This is a genomic window from Paenibacillus nuruki (assembly GCF_963311185.1).
GTDB classification, from domain to species: domain Bacteria; phylum Bacillota; class Bacilli; order Paenibacillales; family Paenibacillaceae; genus Saccharibacillus; species Saccharibacillus nuruki.
The window spans coordinates 2,098,831-2,119,766 of record NZ_OY725677.1 but is presented as its reverse complement, the minus strand read 5'-3'; the positions used below and the strand labels follow the sequence as shown (position 1 = coordinate 2,119,766).

Below are 20,936 nucleotides of genomic sequence, written 5' to 3'. Positions count from 1 at the left end.
GCTATATGTCTATAAATGATGAATCAAAAAAATAGAAACCTAGCTCACCACAGGTCAACTTGGCGACTGTGAATGAGCTGGGTTTTTGAGCGTAACCAACCAGAACACCAAAGCAAGCAGACTTACGCCAGCACCCAGATAACATACTCCACTCCAACCTGCATAACTGTACATCATCGTGGAAGACATAGAACCAATGGCACTACCGATTGAATAGAAGATCATATAACTTGCGGTTAATCGACCACGTGCTTCAGGCAAAATGGTGAAAATCATACTCTGGTTTGTCACATGGACAGCTTGTACAGCGAGATCAAGTAACACAATCCCGACAATCAACCAGTATAGTGATGATCCTATATACGATAATGGCACCCAGGAGAGTAGTAGCAATACAAGGGCGATGCCTGTAGTCCATTGAGCTTTGCCTTGATCCGCTAATTTGCCTGCTCGAACAGCTCCAAGTGTACCAGCAATTCCTGCTAATCCAAATGCTCCGATCGCTGTATGACTGAGCGAGAATGGAGGTTCACTTAAGGGCAATACCATCGAAGTCCACAATATACTAAAAACAATAAAGATCAACATTGCTAGTATGCCTCGAATACGTAATATCGGTTGTTGAATATACAAATCTAGCATAGAACGAAGAAGTTCAGTGTACGAGAGTGATGATTTAACTTGCTGATCACTTGGCAATATTTTGAACAAGACACATGTAATCAAAGTCATTAAACAAGCAGATACCAGATAAACAGATCTCCAACCCGCCAAATCGGTTAGAAAACCTGCAAGTGAACGTGCAAATAAAATTCCAATCACTACCCCGCTAGTCACGATACCTACAATCTGTCCACGTTCTGTAGGCTTAGCAAGTGAAGAAGCATAAGCAACCAGTGTCTGTGTGACCACAGCAAGCAATCCAACAATAGCTAAGCCTACAAAAAGAATATAGATTGTTGGCGCAAATCCTACGATGACAAGCGCAATCACAGATAACCCCATTTGAATAATAATCAGACGTCTGCGCTGAATCAGATCCCCCAAAGGAACAAGTAAAAACAATCCTAGTGCATAACAGATTTGAGTAACTGTAATTACAACGCCGATCAATGAATGAGTAATGCCAAATTCTGAAGCTAACGCATCTAACAAGGGTTGCGCATAATAAATGTTAGCGACAGCCAACCCACAAGCAACTGCAAATAAGAAAGCCATAGAACGAGAAAATGAAGTATGTACTAATGTTTTCTTCATCGATAGATCATCCTTTTATAATATATTTTAATCATACCGATTGGTACAAAATGATTCGCAAGCAATATAACCCCTTTACAAATCAATTGTCAATATAAATAAATTCACTTTGACAATCAAATCGATCATCTATAGAATGATAATATACTGATTGGTACAGAAAGGTTGGATATGTAATCATGGTACGGAAGCGTGAATTTAATGAAGAGCAAGCTTTAGATGCAGCGATGCAATTATTTTGGGAAAATGGATTCGAAGCGACTTCTTTGACAGATCTCACCACAGGAATGGGGATTCAGCGTCCTAGTCTGTATGCTACGTTTGGCGATAAGCAAGAATTATTTGAAGCTTCTTTGCGCAAATATAATCAATGGCATGCAGTATCAGTTCGTCAGCAATTACATGATCATGTATCAGTACAAGAAGCATTTCGTGCTTTTTTTGAACAGATTGCTAGAGAAGGGTATGGAGGGAAAACGAGTAGAGGATGTTTTTGTATCAATACGATGGTTGAACTAGCGACTCATGATGAAAAGATTGAAATTTTGACGCGAGAACATCAGATGTATTTGACAGTCATTTTTCAAGAGCGTTTGGAGCAGGGAGTGCAAGCAGGGCAATTACCAAAAAGCGTCCATACCAAGTCACTGGCACAGACGCTAATCGTATCGTTAATAGGGCTTACGGTGATGTTGAAGTCACGACCTGAACGTTCGTTTATCGAACATTCGATTACAGGCATTTTGTCTTTGTTAGAAGATTAATTTTTATATAAATGAGAGATACGAAATATAAATCAAAAGCGTCCATACCAAGTCACTGGCACAGACGCTAATTGTTGTGTTTACTTATTATCGGTTGTATCTGAACTGGAATCATCGTTGCTAGAAGAGAGTTGCTTTTGCACATACTCATGTAACTTTTGTGGATCAACACCGATCACCGAAGCTCCTTTGACTTTGATTTCTTGCAGTAGATGATTCGGTGGAATCTGTAATTTTTCGGTTTTATCCAGATTAATATCTAAGCCAAGTGAAGATAATTTGATCATATCGTTGAGAGACAGATTGGTATGCAGATAAGGCGCAATCGAACTCAAAATACTTGGTAATTTGACGATAGATGTAGAGCTTTGCAGCTCTGCTGCAAGAGCAGTCAAAAACTTACGTTGTCGCTCTGTACGCGTGAAGTCGGATGTTGCATCATGACGGAAACGGACATATTGAAGGGCATGAGTTCCATCTAAATGTTGCAAACCTTTGGTTAAATGAATATCATAGCGGTGCTGATCGCCACCATCGGTATAATCCATATCTTTTTCCACATCGATCTCGACACCACCGATCGTATCCACCAATGTCTTAAATCCTTCAAAATCAATCGTGACATAGTAATCAATCGGAACTCCGAGCAGACCACTGACTGTTTGTTTAGCCAGCTCGACACCCCCGTACGAATAAGCCGCATTCAACCGACTGCTTCCATGACCCGGAATATCCACATACGTATCTCGTAAAATAGACATCAAATAGGCTTTTTTGGTGATCGGATCGATTGTAGCCACCATCATAGAATCCGAACGTCCATTACTATCAGCATCCCGAGTATCTGTACCCATTAGTAAAATGTGCACAGGCTCTTTGCCATCCCATTTCGGAATAGATACAGGCGCAGTCTGATCTTGATCCATAGAAGGAGAACGGTACGTATCATCTGCGATTGAAATCGTATGAGCAAATTGGTAAATCGAATATGTATAATATCCAACTGTACTGATACTTATGATAAGACAAATGCTAACGATCCATTTCCATTGTTTCCATATCTTCTTTAACAAATGACCAACCTCACTTATCTATATAGTTAAAACGTCTTTATAAATCATATGGATGTATCAACACTTTGTCAATATTTTAGACGATATACATAATAAATAGATGGTTAATAATTACTGAATCAGTCGAAAAGAACTATTTATATACATAATGATTACAATATGAATATATAAAAAACCTTTTTAAAGCAGAATGATCTCTACTCTCAAAAGGGTTTATATAAGATATGAACTAAACCAATAGTATTTTTACGCTAAAAATACATCTAAAAGCGAAGCTGTATATTCATGGCGTTCTTCATGATACAGATCGTTTGATGCAAATTGATCTACAATCTGCCCGTGACGCATCACCAGAATACGATCACTCATTTGATACACCGCAGCTAGATCATGTGAAATAAACAAATATGATAAATGAAGCGATTGTTGAAGTTCTTGCAGTAATTTCAGTACAGCGGCTTGACTCGTCACATCTAGACTGGCTGTTGGCTCATCTAAGATGATCAGATCAGGTTCAGTACTGATTGCCCGGGCAATGGTGACACGCTGTTTTTGCCCGCCACTTAATTCATGTGGATAGGCTGATAACAACTTGGTAGGTAATTGAACATATTCAAGTAACTGTGTAGCGATCTGCTCTCGATTACGAATCGTTGGCGATACAAAAGAAGGACGTAGTGATGGTTGTAAATCTAACGGTTCCATTAATGAGTCGATAATCGTGAGCTTAGGATTAAGTGCGGCTGTAGGATGCTGAAATACAGCTCCTATATGTTGCCTTGCCTGACGCAAAGAATGACCTTTAAGCGAACGATACAGTTGTTGCCTAAATTCAATCGTACCTTGATCTAACGATTCTAAACGTAATAGACAGCGTGCCAGTGTGCTTTTGCCACTACCACTTTCACCGACAATACCGACACATTCTCCTTTACCTATCGTCAAAGATACATCAGATAATGCAGGAGTAGGGCGATCGCTATAGATTTTAGTAAGATGATCTGCTTTCAAAATAGGTGTAAATGTCGTTGTCATTACGTATTCACCTGCTTATTTTGTAACTCTAATCGGTAGCGAGAAGGTAATTTGGGAATAGAAGATAAAAGTTGAACTGTATACGGATGTGTAGGATGGAAAAAGATGCTGTGACTTTTTCCAGATTCTACGACTTGTCCGGACTTCATAATAACTAATGTATCAGCAGTACGTTGGACTTGACGCAGATCATGCGTAATCCACAAAATAGCGATTCCTGTTTCTTGCTGGATTCGTTGAATTAACTGAATAATGGAACGCGATGTTAGACTATCTAGCGCTGTTGTCGGTTCATCTGCAATTAAGACTTTAGGAGAAAGCAACAGCGCTGTAGCAATCGCAGCACGTTGTAATTGCCCTCCACTGAGTTCAAACGGATAGCTATTGTAGACTTGCTTGGCAGGTAATTCAACTTGCTCTAAATGCGCTAAACAGGAATGTTGGCGCTGTTGACGGGATAACGATGTATGAGCACGTATCATTTCGTCCATTTGCTTACCAATTGTAATAAAAGGAGTGAACGCACTCTGATAATCTTGAAATACATAAGCAATCTCACGCCCACGAATATGCCGAAGTTCAGGTTCTGATAAATGAAGTAATTCTTTACCTTCTAATTGAATACTGCCGTGAGCATGAAGATCGGCTGAAAGTAAACCACCAATGGCTAGACTGGTCAATGTTTTACCACTTCCACTTTCACCGGCAAGGGCTAACCATTCTCCACGATGTAACTGAAGATCTAGCGGATGAACCAGTGTCTGTAATTGATGATGAACCGTTAGTCCACGTATAGATAACATGGATTACACCCCTTTGCGGAAAAGAATAGAAGACATTGAACGCTTGGCTGAATGGGATTGAACATGCACATCGTACCGATCACGTAGAAGATCACCCCAGCTATTGGTCAACAATACAGTGATGACTATACATAATCCCGGGAAAATCATAAGATGTGGAGCGGTCTGGAAATACGTTTTGCCTTCACTTAGCATAGCGCCCCATTCCGGACTAGGTGGTTGTGGACCCAGACCAATATACGACAGTGAAGCGATCATCAGAATAATTTTACCGATATCAAGTGTAGCCAGTACAAGCAGATTACCGATGGTATGTGGCAAAATATGCTTTACGACTAATTTCCACGGCTTCATACCACTGATTTCTGCTAGTTGGACATAATCTTTTTGGCGTTGTTCCAGTACAATGCTTCGTACCAACCGTGCATAACTAACCCATTTGACAGCTATAATCGCAAAGATCAAGTTCACTAATCCAGGTCCTAATAATCCAGTTAATATTAAGGCAAAGATATAATCGGGTAATGTCATAAAAGCATCTATAATTTTTTTGAATGCTTTATCTAACCAGCCACCGATATAACCGGATAACAGTCCAAAAGGAACACCGATCAATAAAGATACAAACAGTATCGTTAGACTAATACCTACAGTGGTACGAGCACCTTCCATAATTCGAGATAACAAATCTCTGCCTAGATGATCTGTACCTAACCAATGGATAGCGCTGGACGTCTGAAGTCGATCACCCATCTGAATTTGGTAAGGATCGTAAGGTGTCCAGACTAGAGCGACAATCAGAAATAAAAGAAATAGAGTTAAAAAAGAGTAACGTAATCCTATGCTCAGACTCATCAGGAAGTCACTCCTTTTTTACGCGGATCGATCGCAATAGCTGGATTGATGTAGCGATAAGACCATTCCACGATCATATTCAGTAAAACAATAAAAATACTCATAAATAGCATATAGCCTTGAATAATCGGATAATCCCGTGCTGTTATGGCATCGACGATCCATTTTCCTAGACCGGGATACGCAAATAGCACTTCAATAACGACGGTTCCTCCAAGTAGACTGCCGATACTTTCACTAAAAACAGTCAGTAGTGGAATTAGACTATGACGCATAAGATGAAAAGTGAAAATACGCTGTTTACCTACACCACGCGCTCGAGCAGAACGAATAAATTCCTGATGACTACTTTCCAAAATACTCGCCCGAATCAACCGCACATATACCGCAGACATCGCAATTCCAAGTGTAATCGAAGGTAGAATAAGATGTTGCCATGAACCTTCACCCATCGAAGGCAATATTCTAAGCTTAACCGCAAATAGATCAATCAATAACAGACCTAAACAGAAGCTAGGAATCGAAGAGCCAATCAGTGCAAAGATTCGGCTCAAATGATCTGTCAAACGACCACGATAAAGGGCAGACAGAATCCCTAGCGGAAGCGAAATCATAATCATCACTAACAATGAAGTGCCTGTCAGCATAAGGGTATATGGAATCTTCTCGATAAATTCAATAAATACAGGTCGTCCAGTCATATAAGAGTTACCGAGATCTAACGAAAATAGATTTTGAAGCCAGTATCCATATTGAACAAAAACAGATTGATCCAGCCCAAGTTGTTCACGCATCTGCTGTATCTGATCATCCGTCACAGCTACATCATCGACTCGTAACATGCTACGAACGGGATCACCCGGCACTAATTGCAGTAGACAAAAGCTAATAAACGATAAGATCAGAAGAAATAACAATAATCCTGTTATGTTCTGTACAAAAATACGCATATTAATTCACATCCAGATCTTTCGTTAACATATAATATTCGCTTTTGCTTGTGACCCAGCCACTGACACGTTTCTGATGCGCCACAAAGTTATTCGGATGAATAATATAAGAGTGTAGCAAGTTGCGATCGATCATTTCTACTGCTTGTTGGGCAATCTGATTACGTTGTTCTACATCTACCGTTTGGTTTAATTGTTGGATTAATGTGTTGAGTGCTGGGTCTTTGACCTGTCCATAATTCAGCCCACCTGTTGGTGTATAGACTGAGTTGAGGAGATAACTTGCATCTCCACGTGGCGCTGTAATAAAGCTATAGATCGCCATATCCCAATTTTTATTTTCGGCTAGATACTCATCTGCATTATCGACCTGCTGAATATTCAGCTTAATGCCTAATTGAGTAGCATTGGCTTGTAAAAGCTGAGCAATAATAGGCAATTCAGCACGTGACTGATACGTTACAAGGTTGAAAGTTAAAGGTGCCCCGTTATTAGTCACTTGTCCATTGGTTACCGTATATCCAGCTTGAGCAAATAACGTACGTGCACGTTCTATATCAAATGGCTTCGCTGTGTATTTTGGAGAAAGAGGTGAATCTGCTAAGAAAGGACCTTCCGCTACCGAAGCTTGACCTGACATAACAGCATCTACAATTTCTTGACGATTTAATAATGCGTCGATCGCTTGTCTAACAGGTAATTTGCCAAGGTGTGGATTCTCCATATTATAAATAAGCTGATGTGCACGTAATCCAGGCACAGATTCAATCACTAGATTAGGATCCGTTTGTAATTGAGACAGACTTTCTACAGGGAAGCGATAGACTACATCTGCATTACCCGATTGTAGTGCCAACAGACGAGCATTCGCATCTTCATTAAAAGAGAAGGTTGCTTCATCTAACTTAACCTGTCCATTCCAGTAACTCGGATTCCGCTTCACATCTACTTCTATACCGGGCTTGAATTGGGTCAATACAAAAGGGCCTGTACCACTTGGTGTACTTGCATCGACAGACGTATCAATAATACCCGTATTAGGATGTACCAGTTCAGAAGGGAACTGAGGAAGAGGGGTGTCGGTAACGATCTGTAAGGTTTGTCCATTAGCTGTCATTTTCTCAATATGTAGCGCATTACGAATCGCTGGATTTTCTTGAGTGACACGTTCTAATGAAGATTTAACCGCTTGTGCATCGACAGGAGCACCACTGTGAAAAGTAACATTTGGACGAATCTGGAATGTCCAATTTTGTCCATCTTTACTTTTCCAAGAAGTGGCTAACCACGGTTGTAGTTGTTGCTCATCATCAATCTTAACTAGCGTTTCGCTAATCCCTGCACGAGAAGCGGTATAGTTTACATCGGTATGAGGATCAATGGTATTGCTTTGCACATTGAATAAAAGGGTTAGCTTTTTGGTATTTTTCGCTTCACCCGAAGTAAAAGAAGTCTGTGAAGTACAAGCACTTAACAATAAAACAAATATAACGAATGAAATCGAATAACCTATTTTTTTAGATAATAATAACAAGAAAAATCCCCCTTATATATAGCAAATCTGTAAACGGTATGACTAACGATGTACATATTGCACAGTGTTTTGCTTGCTGAATGAATAACTACGCTTCATAAATAATAATCGTTACGATTACGATTGTAAACTAAAAAATATAAATATTAATTAACGTATGATCTTATTTTCATATGTGTAATATGTTGAAAATGATTTGACAAACTAGAAATAAGAAGAGTACAGTGTATTCATGGATTTAATAGTAATTATTACGATTAAAGAAATGCGAGGTGTAAATCATGACTATGATCGAACAAGCATCCAAAATGCCTGTTACTGTGTTGAGTGGTTATCTAGGGGCAGGCAAAACAACATTATTGAATCATGTATTAAATAATCGAGAAGGCTTGAAAGTCGCAGTCATCGTTAACGACTTGAGTGATGTGAATATTGATGCTGATCTTATCCGCGATGGAGGCGGATTGTCTCGAACAGATGAGAAATTAGTCGAAATGTCTAATGGGTGCATCTGCTGTACACTGCGTGAAGATCTATTAGTAGAAGTAGAACGGCTAGCCAAAGATGGACGTTATGATTATCTGTTGATCGAATCGACAGGCATTGGCGAACCAGTTCCTGTTGCTCAGACATTCAGTTATGTAGATGAAGAACAGGGTATCGATCTGACGCAATTTACCCGTCTGGATACAATGGTGACCGTTGTCGATGCTCAAGGATTCTGGAACGATTATCATTCACGTGAATCTCTTGCAGATCGTGGACAAGCCGCAGGAGAAGAGGATACACGCCGAATAGTGCATCTGTTGATTGAGCAGGTAGAATTTTGCGATGTGTTGATCTTGAATAAATGCGATCTGATTGAACCTAATGAATTAGAACGATTAGAAACCGCACTTCGTGGACTGCAACCGAACGCCAAAATCATTCGCTCCACTTACGGTAAGGTCGATCCGCATGAGATCTTGAATACAGGGCGATTCGATTTCGAACAAGCCAGTCAATCCGCAGGTTGGATACAAGAAATGATGAAAGAAGAACATATACCGGAGACCGAAGAATACGGAATCAGTTCATTTGTGTACAAGCGCAAAGTTCCTTTTCACCCAGAGCGGTTATTACAATGGATTACAACATGGCCCCAAGAAGTGGTTCGTGCCAAAGGTATTCTATGGATGGCTACACGTAATCGGACAGCCATATCATTCAGTCAAGCAGGCAGTTCCAAGCAATTATCACCAGCGGGCTTATGGATTGCAGCGCTGAGTGAAGAAGAACGACAGTATCACTTGGGCGACAGTTACCCGCTACCAACAGATTGGGATGAGGTATGGGGAGATCGAGTGACCAAGCTGGTTATGATCGGAATCGATCTGGATCGTGCGCAGATTGAACAGTCTTTGGATCAGGCTTTATTAACGGAAGAAGAAATGAACTCCAACTGGAAAAAGTTCAAAGATCCTTTTCCACAATTAGGTCAATAAGCAGGTCAATGGTATAGCAATATAAACAAAATTAATAACAAATCAAATGAATACTAAAAGGAGTTATTACACTATGGCTAAAAAATCAAAAGTCGTTCGTCAACAACAACGTGAAAAAATGGTCGCTAAATATGCAGATTTACGTCGTGAACTGAAAGAAAAGGGAGACTATGAAGCATTGCAACAATTACCACGCAATTCTTCTCCAACCCGACTCAAAAGCCGTTGCCAGATCACCGGTCGTCCCAGAGGATACCTACAAAAATTCAAAGTATCCCGTATCGTATTCCGTGAATTAGCCCACAAAGGTCAGATTCCCGGAGTACAGAAAGCAAGCTGGTAAAAGCAGAATGAAACGGTATATATTCAGTGGAAGAAATAAGCTGAATATGATTTTTAATGATTAAAGAACGGTATGATTAACGTTTGTGTTATAGAAATTAGATGTAAAAAGGCAACCTCTTCTACTATTGATATGTAGAGGAGGTTGCCTTTTTTATACCCTATATAGGTGTGAATATAAATGTTAGTAAAGTGGAAATAAATATAGTTACTAAAGCACATTTTATGTAGATTACATCAAATTCTTCTCTGTATTAGAATAGATAGTTCCCATACTTTAATTGACAATTAAACAATAAAAAAGATAAATTATATATAAATAGTAACTCATACCACACAGAAAGGAGTTCATTCAACGATACATAGGATGTATGAAGCAAGATCAGTTTGGCTATTTAAGCTATAGAGAGCAGGGTAATAATAATGGAAAAAAATAAATCTACATCAAGCTCGGACGTTAGGAAAAAATGGGATAAGCATAAGAAAGTACGTGTTATTACAATTGCCGTACTAGCATTAATTGTAGTATTCGTAGTAGTACCAATTTTTACTTATTACAATGTAGAATCAGAGAGTACTCAAGCAGTCAGCAGTCCAGATAGCAATGTTGTAAATAATACGACATTAACGCCTGTTGATCCATTACCTTTCGTATTAAGTTCTAAAGTAGGAAGAGCAGAAGGGGTAGGAGATTCTGTTTTTAAGAGAGAGTCTGGCATTCCTATGTTAAAAAAAGATGATCCCAAAAGCCTACCACAATCTACTCAAACTGTATTGGTTGAGCGCTTATCGGGTACACAGATGTCCAAGCCTTTTACAATAGATAAAGGGTATCGTTATGCGAAAATCTGGGTGAAAAACAAAGGGAAGCAACGAATTGCTATATCCATATCCAAAAATTCACCAACAGGTGCGCTTGTGACTGAACGTGTAGTTACTATCGCAGGTGGAACCAACTGGTCGATATATACAACTAAGCCTTGGGAATCGGGTACGTATTATGTCAATTTCACTTCTAACGGATCACCGATCCAAGGTGTTGCTGTAGCTAGAGTGGGCGCAAGATTAGCCGAATTGAATTCGTAATTTTGACTATTGTAGCTGATTGCTCGTAAGAATTTAATACACCTCAGATAGATAGGAACAACGTTCAACGTTATCTTATATCTATCTGAGGTGTGTTTTTATTTGGAAATATAGCGATGCGAGATGATGTATAGCTTCCAATATCAATGAAGTAGAATGATCTACGATTTTAAAGTATAGGTGAAATGTTTTTCCTGATTAGAGCCAGTACGAAAAGTAAAATAGAATGTATGATTGACTCTTTTATCCAATTGAAGATAATCACCTGATCCAAAAGAGTCGATATCCACATCTTCGCCAATCTGTTTTTGCCACGAAGTATCCAGTAGTTCTTTGTATAATGTGACAGATTGGTTAGTATTGCGATCGATCAGCAGAAGTCTTCCTTTGGAGGCAGTCCGCATAAGGATAGCATCATCGTACAGACCTTCTACAGCGTATTTTTCGTTACTGTCCCCACCAAGCTTGACCAGATCAAGCTGATCGATAACGTTTCCTGTTCCATCTTCAATCATTCGCAATATTTTCCCGTCGCTTAGCACAATCTTACCTTGATACGTAGAAATGTCGGAGTCGTTGATTGTGGTAAAGTCTGTATATGCTTTTCGGATCATTAGCCAAATAAAAAGTATATGTAGTTGGAAAGGAAGAACTAGATGCTAATGCAGGGTTACATAAAAATGATTGCAACAGCAAAGTGGATGACAGTAAAGCAGAGAAGATTATTTTTTTATTAATGGTAATGATTTCCTTTATTGGTTGTGTTAAGGTGGTTATATCTATGGACGTAAATCAAAAAGAGAAGTTGCATGATGAAAGGTGTGGAAATAAATACATAAGTAAAGGAGAGAAGAATATGATTAAAGTAATAATAGGATGCAGTTTGTTTCTAGCTTCGATTTGCATTCTTTATGCAGGGTTTATCATTTCGGCAATAGGCTCATCGGATCGCACAGTAAATACTAATTTTGTGTATAGTATTTGGCATGTCAATATATTGTGGACAGTAGTACCGATTGTATTGTTTGTTCTACCTTGCATCGTTACATATAGTGGGTACAAAGAATATTCGTATAATCAAGTAGAATCATAAAAAATAGAGTAAGTAAAAGAGCTTATGACTTAATAAAAAGTGTGTTTATATTCAACATAATTCGTAGAAAGGGAGAGCTAGCTATGACTATCCAATCCACAATAAATGTAATTAAAAACTACGAGAAGCGCATCATTAAATGTTTGCTATATAGATTTTAGACCATCTATATAAATAGTAATTTCATTTTCGCTTTCTAAATTTAAAATTTCAGAATAGTTCTCCTTTATGCAAAGAAATAAACTTCGACAAATACAGTCTATATCTGCTGATAATTGAATTATAAAATCAACTTGATTATCTCTAAAAGACATTTTTGAACCATGAACATACTTTGATCTAATTCCATAGGCACTTTTAACCCTTTCTATAACCCAAGAGTTTTCTCTTTGACTTTTACTTATTAATAAAGCTGTTCTGGTTTTTAGATTTTCAGAAATTTTATTATTACTTCTTGAGAGAAGTATTTCAAGAAATAAAATATAAAATACGATTTTAAGAGTAGGTTCAGATTGTGATCGAGCAAAGGCAATAAATTGAATACTTCTTGTGATTCGATCATAGTTATTGTAAGGATCAAATGTATAGTAATGAAAGACTTTTGAGGTTTGTTCAGTATTAATAATTTGTCCGACGATAGGAGGCGTAGTAGGATTAGGTTGAAGAAGTTCTTTTAATATACCAAAAGGATCCATTCCATTTTCTATCTCACTTCTTAAACGCGCATTACGAGGCGATTCATTTAAAATATATTTATAAAAAAATTCAACAGCTTGTTTAAGTTCTATTTGAGAAAAATGAGTTGTATTACTTGAACTTCGAGAAGTTGTGAAATTAATTGCCTTAACATTTGTTAGTAGTAATTCTTCCTCATTGCTGTATAAATATGAATGACTTAAATTAATAGCATTATCTTTTATTAGCCAAGTACAAAAAAGAAATAATTGAATTAAACGAGAATCGTATTCTAACTCACTATCTAAATCATACGATTTTTCTGTTTCTAAATCTTTTACAAGACATATATTGTTTATTAAGGTTTTAAAATTTAGCTGACCAATCATAATTGAAAAATTATAGTCAGTAGAATCTTGAATCTCGTTTTCTCTATCTAAAAGATATCCTATTTTCTCTTCTATTAATGTTGAGCCAGATTTAATAATATAATTATTCCAAAAATTAATATTTTTAACTTCTGGTATGATTTTTAACCCTTTAAACCCATGTATCATTTTATAAATCATAATAATCCTCCTAAATTAAAACAATTATATAACTGACATCAAATAATTTGTTTACTCTATATAATAAATTAGCTATATCATTGTAAAAAATATAATTTTAGTTTGCTGATTTAGCAATTAAAATGTATATAAATAGATAATTTTCTTTTATATTTGAAGATTTAGCAAATCTATTTTTTTGACATATAAAACATGCTAATCTTAATTTAAAGTATCATAAAGGTAACGATTGTCGTTGCCTTTTTGTTTTATCTAAATCTCTAGTTATTTATTAATGTTATATCAAACAAACCCAACCAAAGGAGCACTCAACCATGTGGATTAGAAGCCAAGACCGTACAACATTTATTGATACAACTGTCCTCACTTTAGAACTCGAAACCGCCGATCATAAATTCGTGATTTCTGCTTATGCTGGTAACGGGTCGGTTGAATCTGCTTTTACTGTAGGCGAATATGATCAAGAGCATCAAGCTCAGGATGTACTACAACGATTTGCAATTCATTTGCAGACAGGAATGACAGGTGCTTTTCAAGTATAATGTAGATTGGTACATAGATGGAATGCGATATTGTATCAATATAAGAATTATACTTTTGCAGGAGGAATAGAATCATGTATGATGCAAGAACAATCATCGACCACAATTTCAAAGGCAGCGAAGGTAGCTTTATTCATGATCTTCACGAAAAGAATATCTTCAATATAGCAGCGTTCAAAGAATACGTAGATGCGATCACTCAACTTACGGAGCATGAGAAAGATGAACAGATGATAGAACGTTCTCTTATGGATCAGGTATTTTTTACATACAGTTATATACTGAAAAGTGTGATCTGGCATCTGGATCTAAATGATCACTCGTCGATAGAGAATATGAGTGATGAACAACTTGCTGAAATGGTCGAACGATTGGAAACGGTCGTTAGAACGTTTATTCAAGGGAATGCCAAATAAGAGCCTGAGCACAGAGGGCTCTTATTTTCTATTTCAAAGGCTAAATAGCTTAGTGAACGCCAATTCGTTATAATGAAAGAGTATCGTCTTGATATGACTCAATAAGGTTAGAATGTGTTAAATAGTATACAAACCTTTGATAATACCGATTCATCCAACTGGAGGAATATCGATGACCACTATTCAAACGACAGGCTTAGCTAAAAGTAAAACGACGCAATGGCAGACGGTCTTAGAAGAGCATTATGATAAATTTTTGAGTTATGGTCAGAAAGCAGTGAAAGATTTTGATGATGAAGATGTACATCAAGCACGTGTGAATTGCCGTAAGCTGATGACTTTGTTACGTATTTTGGATGCTTCGGATCAAGTAGGATTGATTCCTTTGTTGAAAAAATCACAAAAAGCACTTGGTAAAGTTAGAGATGCCGATGTGATGATTGATGCTTTCAAAGAACGTAAAGAAGATGCCAAAACAGATGATCATAAAGATGAAGCTGATCTTCTCAAAGCAGTTATTAAAGCCCACAAACAAGAACGCAAAGAGTACCGCACCAAGCTTGCCAAAAAATTACCTAAGCTCCAAGGCAAAATACTTAAAAAGAAATGGAAAACATTGATCGAAGATCATCTGGAAACGTTAGCGGCACAAGCAGATGTGAATCGGATCATGCGTGAACTTGAGATCGCTTATGAACAACAAAAGCGTACGTATCGCCAGACCGCTAAAACAGAAGGTATAGATTCTGTTGAAGCACTGCATGAATTGCATCAATTGCGGATCGCTGCTAAAGAAATTCGGTACACCGCATCTGCTGCTGAATTTGCACTCAGTTCCAAGTTTCGGGATTCGGAAGAAGTGTACAAAAAGATCCAGACTCAATTAGGGCATATTAATGATAAGCGAGCATGGGTAGAAACATTGGAAGATTTCAATCCCAAAAAGCTAAAAGTCGACGAAGACACATGGAATACATTTATGAAGCAATTACAACAAGAATTAAATGAAGCGATACATGAACAACAAGCTCTTTAAAATATAGCGCGAAGCAGTAAAGGGACTCCCTTTGGAACCTATTGCTTTTTTTAGAACAGTTTCGGTTATATAGATAAAGAAACGTTTTTTATTAAAGGAGCGATAGATATGTCCAAGCGACCATTGAACTGGGTACTGGCAACAGGAGATAAGATTGATCTGAAGAAGATCGATCCTAAAAGCACTGGCGAGTACACATCCAAAGAAGATACGGAAAAAGAAACTAAAGAGCTGATGAAACGATTTGAGAAGTTACAAGACAAGTTATTCTCAAGCAAGAAAAAATCGCTTCTTTTTATTTTTCAAGGCATGGATTGCAGTGGGAAAGATGGCGTAATTAACAAAGTCTTTTCGATCTCTCATCCACAAGGTGTGCAGACACATAGCTTTAAGACACCAACTCGTGAAGAATTAGACCATGATTTTCTCTGGCGTGCTCACAAATTAGTATCAGGCGTCGGTTATATTACAGCGTTCAACCGCTCCTATTATGAAGATGTATTGATTACACGTGTGCATAAATTAATTTCGGATAAAAAGGCACAGCAACGATTTAAACAAATACGACACTTTGAAGAAATGTTAGACGATAATGGCGTGAAAGTAGTCAAAATCTTTTTGCATATTTCTAAAGAGTTTCAGCTAGAGAAATTAATTGCACGTATCGAAAATCCGAAAAAGAACTGGAAATTCGATGAAAGTGATCTGTTAGAACGTAAATCTTGGGATACTTATCAAGCGTATTATGAAGATGTATTTGCTAATGCAGCGACCAAAGATCATCCATGGCATATCGTTTCTGCTGATAATCGTTGGTATCGTGATCTAGCTGTTTTACAAATTGTAGTACGCACACTGGAAGATTTGGATTTGTCTTATCCTGATCCTAATCCGAAGTTACAAGATCACTTGCCTGATATGTATGCAGAACGTGAGAAATTATTGAAAGATAAAAAATAAGTATGATTGATCATAAACTCAAGGAACTATTTCAGTGATCTATAGCCAAATTACGCATATAAACTGAATGCTGTGTTATATACTGTTGGATTTTACTAACAGCCATATAGCCAGCATTTTTTAATAGCTGATTACCTAGAATAACTCTATGAAGAACTCTATTTTATTAAGAAAAGAGGGGAATCGTATGGAACATTCAGATAAAGAGCGTCAGATTATTGTAACCGGTGGAGCGATTATTCGAGATCAGCATAACCGCATATTATGGCAAAAGCGTGCGGATTCTAACGATTGGGGTCTACCGGGTGGTGGTATGCATGCAGGCGAGACGGTTGAAGAAACGATGATACGTGAAGTGAAAGAAGAGACTGGCTTAGCGGTTATTTCTTCTACCTTGTATGCTGTGTATAGCGGAGAACGATTGAAGTATACCTACCCCGGTGGAGATGATGTAGTATTTGTAATGTTTATTTTCGATGCAGTGGCTGATCTGGAAGATAAGATCGCTTCAGATGGAAAAACGTTGTTATTTGAAGATGATGATCATGAGTCGGTGACATTTGTATTTTATCTGATAGAAGAAATGAATATCGAGCAGATTAATCCTGCACAACGTCCATTATTTGAAGATTTGAGTCAGCAAGATCAGCAACAGGGAATACTTCGAAACTAATTGTAATATAAATAACTACAGGTATAGATAATCAAAACGGAATAGCTTAACACAAAAAAGCTCTGTCCCTTCTAAACATACCTATAGCAACATAGGAATGAAGAGAGGGACAGAGCTTTATACGTTTACATGTTAGCGACAGAGAGTATACGTATTACCATTTCAACGTAACAACCGATTTACCAGGAACGGTATAGTTGGTAGACTGACCATTCCATTGTACTTTAACTGTTTTGGTTGCTGTCTGAGAATTGTACAATACAACCACTTTTGTGCCATCTGGATTTTTGAACGCTACATTTTGGATATCGTTAGATGAATTGGTATCAATACGTGTAGCTCCTGTAACGACAAATTTACTGAAATGTCCTAAAAGATAATATTGTTTGTTATAGGTGACTTTATCTTCTGGATTACTGTTGCTGTTATCCGAGTTCTGGATCGTAACCATACCTTTGTTGGTATTGTAATCTCCGATTACACTAGGGCCATCTTTTTGATCTAGAGCAGCATTCCACAAGATAATCGATTTGGACCAGTTACGAGTAATCCCGATAAATTCGTTGATCATATTATCGAATCCTTGAGTGGAGCCGTCCACTTTGTCATTCCAATCGCCAAATCCACCTTCTGTAAACCAGATATCTTTATCTGGATGCGCATTATGCATCGAAGTCATAGCTGTATAGTCGCCACCGTAATGATGGAAAGCACTACCAGCTACAGCACTTGATTTACCACTATTTTTAAGCCCTGCAATAACTGTATTCGGGTAAGACCAGTTATCATAATTATGATCATAAGCGATTACTTTTGTGTTAAGACCTGCATTTTTAAGAGCTGGGCTTAAGTAGTCACCGATCATACCGATCTGATCTTGCTCATTCATATTCATGCCCGGATAACGTCCAGGTTCAAATAATGGTTCATTTTGCGGAGTGACCGCATAGATTGGAATCCCTTGTGCTTGATAACTTTGAATAAATTTCACAAAGTAATTAGCATAGGTAGGGTAGTATTGTGCTTGTAATTTACCTGTACCGTTTTTGTCATTGGTTGTATATTTCATCCAAGCTGGAGCGCTCCATGGAGAAGCGATAATTTTAAGGTTTGGATTTTTGGCAAGCGCTGCTTTGGTCATAGGTATAATATAAGGTTGATCCCTTGCAATCGAGAATTGGCTGAGAGAAGTATCTCCTGCTGTATCATCGTAAGTATACGTACTCCACGCAAAGTCACTAGCACCCATCGTCTGACGTAGCATACTCATGCCTATACCTGTATTGCCGAAAAGGCGTTCCATCACTTCAGCCCGTTTTCCACTACTAAGCTTGTAATTCATTAACCATGTAGATGAATCTGTTAAAGAAACACCGAATCCATCCATGGTTTGATACGTTTTGCCTTCATTTACATTGATCGTATAGTCTGCGTTGCCTGTGGTAGTTGCGAAATTAATATTCGCTTTCTTTGTAAGACGTGCACCTGGGCTTAGTCCGACAGCAGGTTCTGAATTGGGATCAGCAGTCGTTAACCAGACTTCTACCGATTCATTGGCTGCATACGTCTGTGCAGGTACCGATAATAATGGTGTAATCATCAACGAGCTTAACAAAACAAGATTAAGGCTTTTTTTGAACATAGACATGAACATATACACCCTCTTCACATTTTTTGTAAGCGTTTACTAACTTCTGGATTGATATTAGCAAAATAAACCTTTTTTTACAATTATTTTAGAGGGTGTAAGTGCCAAATCGTAGGAATACACAGATAAACCATAGAATCGCCTATACAAATACAAGATAAGAAGACGACAAAAAACCTCTTTTGCTTGAGAACGAATAAGAAATAAATCTTATATCGATCTAGCCGAAAGAGGTTTTGAGATCAAATAATATTATACATAAAGTTGAGTATAGATGATTATTTAGCTGTTAACGCATATTGAGCACGTTCTGTATTTAATTTAACATGGGTATCATCTATATGATCAATGCGAAGATCATGTAAAGCAATTTCATACGTATTTTGCGGAAGAGGAACATTATCGCCATCTGCATTCGATGTAGAACCTTCTCCATGCAAAATTAAAGAGCTTTCTACATAATCGTCAATCGCATTATCTTCACTGCGAATATCTACTTCAGTGACTGTGAAATGAACTTCATCGGTATCATCTAATTCATGTTTTTTGATAATGATGGTACGTTTAAGATGATTATTCAACCAGTCTGATAGTGTTTGTACGTCTTTTTCGTGTTCCATGATTCATCATCCTTTTGTATTAGAAATAGTATTATAAAGCAAGTTAGGTCTTGTAATGCTTTATTTACCCTTTCTGATGCTTATGGAATCGGGTGATATGTAATTCGGGAAATGCACGAATAGGCAATCAAGTGGGACTTTTACCATATTTACAGGTGAAGCAGAATAAGAGATACTTTTTTTAGTCAGTATTTTGTAGAAAAGTAAATTATTTTACAGTCTATAAATATAGTTGCCAAATATGATTCAACAACCTGATAACAGAGTAAATTAGAGAAAGAGATCACGCTCTGGATAGATAGCTATCCGGGTAGGAGGTTAATCATGAACAATAAGCCGAATCAGGCATTTAATCAAGATATATATACCATGGTAGAGAAACATATGATGTATTGGAATCCGATGAATCTAATTGAATGGTGCTTACCCGATGAATATTCGATTGAAATCGATCATATTGTCAAAATACTTCCTTATATGAAGTCTGCTGAAGAATTAGGCAACCAAGTCTATTGGATTATGCAAAAATATTTTGGAAGTCATTTCGCACGTTCAACCGAGGAATGTCACCATATTGCAGACAAAATATATAAAAATCTAGAATATATAAATAGCTTGAATACGTCTTTTGTTTCGTTTAATTTATATTTTAATTCATTTAAAGGGATACGTAGAGATTAGGCGGTAAAATGAGATTCTAATAGATGTAGTGTAGTTACTGATAAATATACTTTGAAGAACCATTGAAGTATAGGAATATGGACACCTGTGTTATAGATTGTTATGATAAACCCAACCGAGCACAAGGGAGGGTAATATGAACAAGTTTAACGATACAGCGAACATAGAACAATCTACAACCTATATTACATCGATTGAAGAATTAAGAGCATTTACTGGAGTTCCTCATGAACATATTATCAAAAAGACGGTTGCGTCTATTGATCCACATATTGCTTATTACTTATCACTATCATCACTATTTTTCTTATCTACATCTGATCAAGAAGGCAAATGCGATGTTTCTCCACGTGGAGATGAGCAAGGGTTTGTGAAAGTGTTGGATGATCAACGACTCATTTTCCCGGAACGTCATGGTAATCGGCGTGCAGATTCGTTGTTAAATATACTAGGGAATCCTAAAGTAGGTATGATTTTCCTGATTCCCGGTATGAATGAAGTGTTACGTGTTAATGGGCATGCCCGAATTACCAAAGACAGTGCATTGTTAGAGCAAATGAATTGGACAGGCAAAACGATGGGGCTTGGTATTATCGTAGAAGTGGAAGAATGTTTTATCCATTGTCCAAGAGCGCTCAAAACAGGAAACGCCTGGCAACCAGAAGAATGGGTAGATGCTACACAACATCCGTCTACCAAAGATATGTTTATTGCTCATTTGAAAATGAACGGTATTGTTTTGTAAATGATATAAGCATGGAAGCGAAGAATGGAGTGATTGCAGTCCATTCTTTTTTGTTGTATAAAAAGAAATGGGTTTACAGCTTTATTATTTTATGT

Annotated in this window: 22 protein-coding genes; 11 read left to right on the top strand and 11 right to left on the bottom strand. The window is 37.5% G+C overall.

Translation table 11 applies throughout. The features are described 5' to 3' along the window. Positions 1-54: 54 nt before the first annotated feature. Positions 55-1,257: an MFS transporter gene (locus tag RCP16_RS09165; RefSeq protein WP_308642257.1), complete on the bottom strand. Its 1,203-nt coding sequence runs from the start codon at positions 1,255-1,257 to the stop codon at positions 55-57. 179 nt (positions 1,258-1,436) lie between these two features. Between RCP16_RS09165 and RCP16_RS09160 the strand changes: the two genes are divergently transcribed. Then, positions 1,437-2,021, top strand: coding sequence for a TetR/AcrR family transcriptional regulator (locus RCP16_RS09160; protein WP_308642256.1), 585 nt, complete (start codon positions 1,437-1,439; stop codon positions 2,019-2,021). 80 nt (positions 2,022-2,101) lie between these two features. On the opposite strand, the gene RCP16_RS09155 is transcribed toward RCP16_RS09160, so the two are convergent. The 6 genes from RCP16_RS09155 to nikA all read right to left on the bottom strand — a co-directional run bounded on the left by RCP16_RS09155 (position 2,102) and on the right by nikA (position 8,271). Further along, positions 2,102-3,082 (bottom strand): LCP family protein, encoded by a 981-nt coding sequence (locus tag RCP16_RS09155; RefSeq protein WP_371748228.1) that lies wholly within the window; start codon positions 3,080-3,082, stop codon positions 2,102-2,104. Between the two features lie 258 nt (positions 3,083-3,340). Further along, a complete protein-coding gene (locus tag RCP16_RS09150; RefSeq protein WP_308642254.1) occupies positions 3,341-4,129 on the bottom strand; it encodes an ABC transporter ATP-binding protein in 789 nt (262 codons plus the stop codon). After that, complete coding sequence (locus RCP16_RS09145) at positions 4,129-4,932, bottom strand: ABC transporter ATP-binding protein (protein WP_308642253.1); 804 nt, start codon at positions 4,930-4,932, stop codon at positions 4,129-4,131. Before RCP16_RS09145 ends, RCP16_RS09150 begins: the two co-directional genes overlap by 1 nt. Positions 4,933-4,935: 3 nt before the next feature. Next, positions 4,936-5,787: a nickel transporter permease gene (gene nikC, locus RCP16_RS09140; RefSeq protein WP_308642252.1), complete on the bottom strand. Its 852-nt coding sequence runs from the start codon at positions 5,785-5,787 to the stop codon at positions 4,936-4,938. Beyond that, complete coding sequence (nikB, locus tag RCP16_RS09135) at positions 5,787-6,737, bottom strand: nickel ABC transporter permease (protein WP_308642251.1); 951 nt, start codon at positions 6,735-6,737, stop codon at positions 5,787-5,789. Before nikB ends, nikC begins: the two co-directional genes overlap by 1 nt. A 1-nt stretch (position 6,738) precedes the next feature. Further along, on the bottom strand, positions 6,739-8,271 hold the full coding sequence (nikA, locus tag RCP16_RS09130; protein ID WP_308642250.1) for a nickel ABC transporter substrate-binding protein: 1,533 nt from the start codon (positions 8,269-8,271) through the stop codon (positions 6,739-6,741). Positions 8,272-8,549: 278 nt separating this feature from the next. Here nikA and RCP16_RS09125 point away from each other — a divergent pair, with 278 nt between their 5' ends. The 3 genes from RCP16_RS09125 (at position 8,550) to RCP16_RS09115 (ending at position 11,183) form a co-directional block, all read left to right on the top strand. After that, a complete protein-coding gene (locus RCP16_RS09125) occupies positions 8,550-9,755 on the top strand; it encodes a GTP-binding protein (protein WP_371748227.1) in 1,206 nt (401 codons plus the stop codon). A gap of 73 nt (positions 9,756-9,828) precedes the next feature. Next, positions 9,829-10,098, top strand: a complete 270-nt coding sequence (gene rpsN / locus RCP16_RS09120) for a 30S ribosomal protein S14 (protein WP_069325930.1) — start codon at positions 9,829-9,831, stop codon at positions 10,096-10,098. Positions 10,099-10,520: 422 nt separating this feature from the next. Continuing rightward, positions 10,521-11,183 carry a hypothetical protein gene (locus RCP16_RS09115; RefSeq protein WP_308642248.1) on the top strand — a complete coding sequence of 221 codons (663 nt, stop codon included), beginning with the start codon at positions 10,521-10,523 and terminating at the stop codon, positions 11,181-11,183. A 161-nt stretch (positions 11,184-11,344) separates the two neighbouring features. On the opposite strand, the gene RCP16_RS09110 is transcribed toward RCP16_RS09115, so the two are convergent. Next, a complete protein-coding gene (locus RCP16_RS09110; protein ID WP_308642247.1) occupies positions 11,345-11,797 on the bottom strand; it encodes a hypothetical protein in 453 nt (150 codons plus the stop codon). A 625-nt stretch (positions 11,798-12,422) separates the two neighbouring features. Then, on the bottom strand, positions 12,423-13,520 hold the full coding sequence (locus RCP16_RS09105; RefSeq protein WP_308642246.1) for a HEPN domain-containing protein: 1,098 nt from the start codon (positions 13,518-13,520) through the stop codon (positions 12,423-12,425). A 314-nt stretch (positions 13,521-13,834) separates the two neighbouring features. Here RCP16_RS09105 and RCP16_RS09100 point away from each other — a divergent pair, with 314 nt between their 5' ends. From RCP16_RS09100 to RCP16_RS09080, 5 genes are all read left to right on the top strand, one after another. After that, positions 13,835-14,062, top strand: coding sequence for a hypothetical protein (locus RCP16_RS09100; protein WP_308642245.1), 228 nt, complete (start codon positions 13,835-13,837; stop codon positions 14,060-14,062). A gap of 74 nt (positions 14,063-14,136) precedes the next feature. Then, positions 14,137-14,478, top strand: coding sequence for a hypothetical protein (locus RCP16_RS09095; RefSeq protein ID WP_308642244.1), 342 nt, complete (start codon positions 14,137-14,139; stop codon positions 14,476-14,478). 172 nt (positions 14,479-14,650) lie between these two features. Then, complete coding sequence (locus RCP16_RS09090) at positions 14,651-15,514, top strand: CHAD domain-containing protein (protein ID WP_308642243.1); 864 nt, start codon at positions 14,651-14,653, stop codon at positions 15,512-15,514. Positions 15,515-15,622: 108 nt separating this feature from the next. Further along, positions 15,623-16,474 (top strand): PPK2 family polyphosphate kinase, encoded by an 852-nt coding sequence (locus tag RCP16_RS09085; protein WP_308642242.1) that lies wholly within the window; start codon positions 15,623-15,625, stop codon positions 16,472-16,474. A gap of 187 nt (positions 16,475-16,661) precedes the next feature. Next, positions 16,662-17,147 (top strand): NUDIX domain-containing protein, encoded by a 486-nt coding sequence (locus RCP16_RS09080; protein WP_308642241.1) that lies wholly within the window; start codon positions 16,662-16,664, stop codon positions 17,145-17,147. 154 nt (positions 17,148-17,301) lie between these two features. Here RCP16_RS09080 and RCP16_RS09075 read toward each other — a convergent pair whose 3' ends face one another. Further along, a complete protein-coding gene (locus RCP16_RS09075; RefSeq protein ID WP_308642240.1) occupies positions 17,302-18,795 on the bottom strand; it encodes a glycoside hydrolase family 30 protein in 1,494 nt (497 codons plus the stop codon). Between the two features lie 278 nt (positions 18,796-19,073). After that, the gene (ymzB, locus tag RCP16_RS09070) at positions 19,074-19,415 is read right to left on the bottom strand and encodes a protein YmzB (RefSeq protein WP_069328451.1); all 342 of its coding nucleotides are present in this window, start codon (positions 19,413-19,415) and stop codon (positions 19,074-19,076) included. Positions 19,416-19,739: 324 nt separating this feature from the next. Here ymzB and RCP16_RS09065 point away from each other — a divergent pair, with 324 nt between their 5' ends. Both RCP16_RS09065 and RCP16_RS09060 read left to right on the top strand, forming a co-directional pair. Beyond that, positions 19,740-20,096, top strand: a complete 357-nt coding sequence (locus tag RCP16_RS09065) for a hypothetical protein (RefSeq protein WP_308642239.1) — start codon at positions 19,740-19,742, stop codon at positions 20,094-20,096. Between the two features lie 136 nt (positions 20,097-20,232). Further along, a complete protein-coding gene (locus RCP16_RS09060) occupies positions 20,233-20,841 on the top strand; it encodes an MSMEG_1061 family FMN-dependent PPOX-type flavoprotein (RefSeq protein ID WP_308642238.1) in 609 nt (202 codons plus the stop codon). Positions 20,842-20,936 lie beyond the last annotated feature (95 nt).